4 protein-coding genes are annotated in these 4,596 nt (G+C 60.2%); all 4 read left to right on the top strand.

Annotated features, from left to right (window positions below; all coding sequences use genetic code 11):
- The first annotated feature begins 4 nt into the window (after nt 1–4).
- Nucleotides 5–352 (top strand): outer membrane lipoprotein Omp10, encoded by a 348-nt coding sequence (omp10, locus tag C9413_RS28110; protein WP_170251214.1) that lies wholly within the window; start codon nt 5–7, stop codon nt 350–352.
- Between the two features lie 207 nt (nt 353–559).
- Nucleotides 560–2,419 carry a 5'-nucleotidase C-terminal domain-containing protein gene (locus C9413_RS28105; protein ID WP_039846075.1) on the top strand — a complete coding sequence of 620 codons (1,860 nt, stop codon included), beginning with the start codon at nt 560–562 and terminating at the stop codon, nt 2,417–2,419.
- 123 nt (nt 2,420–2,542) lie between these two features.
- The gene (hemH, locus tag C9413_RS28100) at nt 2,543–3,577 is read left to right on the top strand and encodes a ferrochelatase (RefSeq protein ID WP_039846076.1); all 1,035 of its coding nucleotides are present in this window, start codon (nt 2,543–2,545) and stop codon (nt 3,575–3,577) included.
- 127 nt (nt 3,578–3,704) lie between these two features.
- On the top strand, nt 3,705–4,596 hold an 892-nt coding region (locus C9413_RS28095), incomplete at its 3' end, for an SPFH domain-containing protein (RefSeq protein WP_170251213.1).

Raw genomic sequence — 4,596 nt, 5'->3', positions numbered from 1 at the left:
ACACATTCTCGTGCTTGCGGGGCCCGCAGCAGCGCTTGCCGCCTGCGTCTCAGACCGCCCCATGCCGGTAGCGACACGCGCTGCGCCGACCGGCGTCGAGGGTTCCTGGTCCGATCCGAACGGCATCATTTCTACCTTCCAGGCAGGCACCTTCACCACCCGCACGACCGACAGCAACCAGCTGCTCGCGTCCGGCACCTATATCAACACCTCGCCGTCACTGGTCGAAATCAGCATGACATCGCTGGTTCGCAAGACGCAGTCGAAGGTCAATTGCGCGCTCGTCAACCAAAGTCAGCTGAACTGCACCTCGGATGCAGGTTCGCAATTCACGTTGACGCGCCGCATGTAATTTCCCCCGCTTTCGATGAAGAAGCTCTCCTTTGCGGGAGCTTTTTTCGTTTCTGCCTCTTGGAAGGCACCCCGAGAACACCAGCTTTTTTGCACTTGCGGTCGGTCATCGTTGATGAAAACATCCGCACGCCGGGTAGCCGCCAAACGATTAAGGGAAGGACGAAGTCAGGGGTACGGGGCTTCGCCATTAAATCAGGAGAACAGTATGACCAAGTCATTTAGCTTCGGTCTGTTGACCGCATCGATGCTGGCGCTTAGCGCTGGCGCGGCCTTTGCGGACTACCAGCTCAATATTCTTCATATCAATGATTTCCATTCACGCATCGAGTCGATCAACAAGTTCGATTCCACCTGCTCGGCGGAGGACGAAGGCAAGAATGCGTGCTTCGGCGGCGCCGCCCGCTTGAAGACCGCCATCGACCAGCGCCGCCAGGCGCTCTCCGGCCAGAACGTCCTGCTTTTGAACGCCGGCGACAACTTTCAGGGTTCGCTCTTCTACACGACCTACAAAGGTACTGCGGAAGCCGAGATGCTGAACGCCATGAAGTTCGATGTCATGACCGTCGGCAACCATGAATTTGACGACAGCGAGGACGGCCTCGCCGCCTTCCTCGACAAGGTCCAGTTCCCGGTTATTTCCGCAAACGTCCTTGCCGCCGACGGCTCGAAGCTCGGCGATCGCATCAAGCCTTCGCTGGTGCTCGATGTCGGCGGACAGAAGATCGGCCTCGTCGGCGCCGTGGCCAATGACACCGAAGAGCTTTCCTCTCCCGGCCCCAAAGTGATGATTGCCGAGGACGTCCAGACGATCAGCGCGGCCGTCCAGGAATTGAAGGCCCAGGGCATCAACAAGATCATCGCGCTTACCCATGTCGGCTATCCGCGAGATCTCGCAGCCATCGCCAAGATTCCGGATGTCGATGTCGTCGTTGGCGGCCACTCGCACAGCCTGCTTTCGAACACCGATCCGAAGGCGGAGGGCCCTTACCCGACGATGGTGGACAATCCGGGCGGCTACAAGGTGCCCGTCGTGCAGGCGGCATCCTACAGCAAATATCTCGGTGATCTGGTCGTCGACTTCGATGACAGCGGCGTCGTCAAGAGCGCCAAGGGCGATCCGATCCTGATCGACTCCTCCTTTACGCCCGACCCTGCCCTTGTTGCCCGTATCCAGGAACTGGCGAAACCGATCGAAGAACTCCGCAAGAAGGTCATCGGCTCGTCCGAAGCCCCGATCGAGGGCGACCGCACCGTTTGCCGCGTCAAGGAGTGCTCGATGGGCAACCTCGTTGCCGATGCCATGCTCGATCGCACGAAGAACCAGGGCATACAGATCGCCATCCAGAACGGGGGCGGCCTTCGCGCCTCGATCGACGGCGGCGATATCACCCAGGGCGAAGTCATCACCGTGCTGCCGTTCCAGAACACGCTGGCCACCTTCCAGCTGACGGGCGCAGACATCGTCACGGCGCTAGAAAACGGTGTCAGCCAGATCGATGAGGGCGCCGGCCGCTTCGCGCAGGTCGCTGGCCTGAAATACAGCTTCGACAAGTCGAAGCCGGCGGGCAGCCGTGTCAGCGGCGTTGAGGTCAAGGAGGGCGACAACTTCGCACCGATCGATCCGGCCAAGACCTACGGCGTCGTCACCAACAATTTCATGCGCGCCGGCGGGGATGGCTATTCGATCTTCGAAACAGCCGGCAAGAATGCCTATGACTTCGGTCCGGATCTCGCCGACGTGACGGTCGAATATCTGGCGGCCCATAACCCTTACAAGCCCTACACCGACGGCCGCATAGCGCAAGCCGCCCCGGCTGCGACCGCTGCACCTGCCGCGCCGGCTGCTCCATCCGCTCAAGCTCCAGACGCAACTGCGCCAGCTGCCAGCGCACCGGCTTCGGCGACGCCTGCAGGCCATGTCATCGCCCCAGGTGATACCCTTTGGGATCTTGCCAAGCAGTTTTACGGCGATGGCGAGCTCTGGAAGAAAATCTCCGAAGCCAACGGCAATCCCGATCCGCGTCGCCTGATGGTCGGCAAGGAGCTGCAGGTTCCCGCAAAGTAAGGCAATTGTCTGGATGTTGAAGACCGGTCCGGGGTTCCCCGGGCCGGTTTTTCCACTTATAGGGATAGACCACCGCGCCGGCTGCCTATGAGCGGGAAGGGACTATCAAACGTTGGGGCCAAGATGACCATTGCACCTTCATACCTCCCGGCGGAGCATCCTCCGGTCAAATTCGGCAAGGTCGGAGTCCTTCTCGTCAATCTCGGCACGCCCGACGGCACCGACTACACGTCGATGCGGCGCTATCTGCGCGAATTCCTGACCGACAGGCGCGTCATCGAATGGTCACCGTTGAAATGGTACCCGATCCTCTTCGGCATCGTCCTGAACACCCGTCCGCAGAAGGTCGGCAAGGCTTACGAGACGATCTGGAACAAGGATAAGAACGAGAGCTTCCTGCGCACCTATACGCGCAACCAGTCCGATCTCATGGCCGCGCGTCTGAAGGACCTGCCGAATGTAAAGGTAGACTGGGCCATGCGTTACGGCACGCCCTCGATCGCTTCGCGCATCAACGCGCTGAAAGACGAAGGCTGCGACCGCATCGTTCTTTTCCCGCTCTATCCGCAATATGCGGCAGCGACGACCGCCACGGTCAACGACAAGGCATTCCGGCATCTCTTGAAGATGCGCTGGCAGCCGGCATTGCGCACGGTGCCGGACTATCACGACGACGAGACCTATATCGAAGCGCTCGCCAGTTCGGTGACAAAGCATCTTGCGGGGCTCGACTGGGAACCGGAGGTGATCCTCGCCTCGTTTCACGGCATCCCGCTCTCCTATTCCGAGCAGGGCGATCCCTACTTCTACCAATGCCAGGAGACGGGGCGCTTGCTTCGCGAAACGCTCGGGCTTGCGAAGGAGAAGTTCATGATCACCTTCCAGTCCCGCTTTGGGCCGGAAGAATGGCTGCAGCCCTATACCGACAAGACGGTCGAAAAGCTGGCGCAGGACGGCGTCAAACGCATCGCCGTTCTCAATCCCGGTTTCGTCTCCGACTGCCTGGAAACACTGGAAGAGATTGCCGAGCAGGCGGCCCATTCCTTTCATGAAAACGGTGGCGAGAAGTTTGCGCATATTCCATGCCTCAACGACAGTGAAGACGGGATGCGCGTGCTGGAAAAGGTCGTGCGCCGCGAACTGCTGGGTTGGGTCTGAGACGGACGTCTGCTGCCAGCCGCGCCCGGGTCTTCGTCCTGCTGCCTAAAACCTTGGCGTGCGCTTGTGAATATCCCGCTCGTTGAATAGGATCGCCGCGATCATGGGCGGTGAAGGAGAAAGCGTGATGATTTTAGGCGGGTTCGATATCGTCGTTATTGCTCTCGTCGTCTTCGTCATCCTTGTGCTTTTTGCAGGCATCAAGACGGTGCCGCAGGGCTATCGCTATACGATCGAGCGCTTCGGCCGCTATACGCGCACACTGGAGCCGGGCCTCAACATCATCACGCCCTTCATCGAGCGCATCGGCGCCCGCATGAATGTGATGGAGCAGGTGCTCGACGTCCCCACTCAGGAAGTCATCACCCGGGACAACGCCTCGGTCGCCGCCGATGCTGTCGCCTTCTATCAGGTCCTGAATGCCGCGCAGGCCGCCTATCAGGTCTCCAATCTCGAAAACGCCGTTCTTAACCTGACGATGACCAATATCCGTTCCGTCATGGGCTCTATGGACCTCGACGAGCTTCTGTCCAACCGCGATGCGATCAATGACCGGCTGCTGCGGGTTGTCGATGATGCCGTGCAGCCTTGGGGCATCAAGGTCACCCGTATCGAGATCAAGGACATCCGTCCGCCGACCGATCTCGTCGACGCCATGGCGCGGCAAATGAAGGCCGAGCGTGAGAAGCGTGCCCAGATTCTGGAAGCCGAAGGTTCGCGCAACGCTCAGATCCTTCGCGCCGAAGGTGCCAAGCAATCGGCGATCCTGGAGGCAGAAGGCCAGCGCGAGGCAGCGTTCCGCGAAGCGGAGGCCCGAGAGCGTCTGGCCGAGGCGGAAGCCAAGGCGACAAAGATGGTCTCCGAGGCGATCGCCGCCGGCGACGTGCAGGCGATCAACTATTTCGTCGCGCAGAAATATACAGAGGCGCTGTCTGCCATCGGTACGGCCGGGAATTCCAAGATTGTCCTGATGCCGATGGAGGCCACATCCATTATCGGCTCGCTGAGCGGTATCGGTG

Source organism: Rhizobium sp. SEMIA 4085 (assembly GCF_013004495.1).
Taxonomy (GTDB): Bacteria; Pseudomonadota; Alphaproteobacteria; order Rhizobiales; family Rhizobiaceae; genus Rhizobium; species Rhizobium gallicum.
Note: the sequence above shows the minus strand (reverse complement) of the source record. Positions and strands in the feature narration are given on the sequence as shown.